Genomic DNA, 1,572 nt, shown 5'->3' on the forward strand with positions numbered 1-1,572 from the left:
ACACCATACCCCCTAACGGCGGCAAATTCAGCGCGACGGAGTAAGGTAAATTCATCCACGGACGTTCTTCGGCACAAACGGCGGCATTACCGATATTGCTACCACCGTAATAGCTAGAGTCTGAATTTAATAACGCCGTGTACACACCGGCTTTAGGCACGCCAACGCGGTATTCCATACGCACCACCGGGGTAAAATTCAACACGACAATGATTTCGCTATCGCCCGCTTTACGTCTATAGCTAATCACCGATTGTTGAACGTCATGGCAATCAATCCAAGCAAAGCCTTCCGGCTCAAAATCGTGTTGATAGAGCGCGGTTTCGTTTTGGTATAAATAATTTAAGTCTTTGACTAAGCTGTGTATACCGCGATGATGTGCGTAATCCAACACATACCAATCTAACACGCGGTTAAAATTCCATTCGTTGCCTTGACCAAATTCACAGCCCATAAACAACAGTTTTTTACCGGGATAGGTGAACATCAATGTGTATAACAACCGTAAATTGGCATAACGTTGCCATTCATCGCCCGGCATTTTATTGGCGAGCGAGCCTTTACCATGCACGACTTCATCATGCGAAAACGGTAAACAAAAGTTTTCAGTAAACGCATACAACAAGCCAAACGTCAGCCGGTCATGATGGTAGCTGCGATGCACCGGGTCTTGGCTCATATAGCTTAAAATATCGTGCATCCAGCCCATGTTCCATTTCATCGCAAAGCCTAGACCGCCGGTCCAAGGTGGGCGAGTTACTTGGGGCCAGGCCGTGGATTCTTCCGCCATAACCACGACGCGGGGTGCTCAGATTGGGTCACGGCATTTAAATCGCGAATAAAACCAATCGCTTCTAAATTTTCTTTGCCACCGTAGACATTCGGCAACCAGTCGTTGTCGGTGCGTGAATAATCTAAATACAACATCGACGCGACGGCATCGACCCGCAAACCGTCGATATGAAATTCTTCTAACCAAAACATCGCGCTGGCTAATAAGAAATTACGCACTTCGTTACGGCCGTAGTTATAAATCAGCGTGCCCCAATCTCTGTGTTCGCCACGACGTGGGTCTTCATGTTCGTATAAGGCACTGCCGTCAAAGCGGGCTAAGGCAAACGCGTCTTTAGGAAAATGCGCCGGTACCCAGTCTAAAATTACACCTAGGCCATGTTGATGACAGTAATCGACGAAATAGCGGAAATCATCGGGCGTGCCATAACGGCTAGTCGGGGCGAAATAGCCAGTGGTTTGATACCCCCACGAGGCATCGAGCGGATGTTCGGTAATCGGTAGTAATTCCAAATGAGTAAAGCCTAACTCGGTGACATACTCGACTAAACGGTGAGCCAACTCGCGGTAATTGAGGAAATTGCCATAAGCATCGCGTTGCCACGAGCCTAAATGCACTTCATAAATCGACATGGCTTGATGTTGCCAATCATGTTGCTGGCGTTGGTCTAGCCAAACCTGGTCGTGCCAAACATGACTAGGCGGTGCAGTGACGACGGATGCAGTATTGGGTCTGAATTCAAATTGCTGACCGTACGGGTCAGATTTTAATAATAACTG

1 pseudogene is annotated in these 1,572 nt (G+C 47.8%); it reads right to left on the bottom strand.

The features are described from left to right. Positions 1-1,572: pseudogene (gene glgB / locus VZ94_RS21720) on the bottom strand (1,4-alpha-glucan branching protein GlgB); the annotation flags it as partial.

The sequence above is a fragment of the Methylocucumis oryzae genome (genome assembly GCF_000963695.1).
Lineage (GTDB): Bacteria > Pseudomonadota > Gammaproteobacteria > Methylococcales > Methylomonadaceae > Methylovulum > Methylovulum oryzae.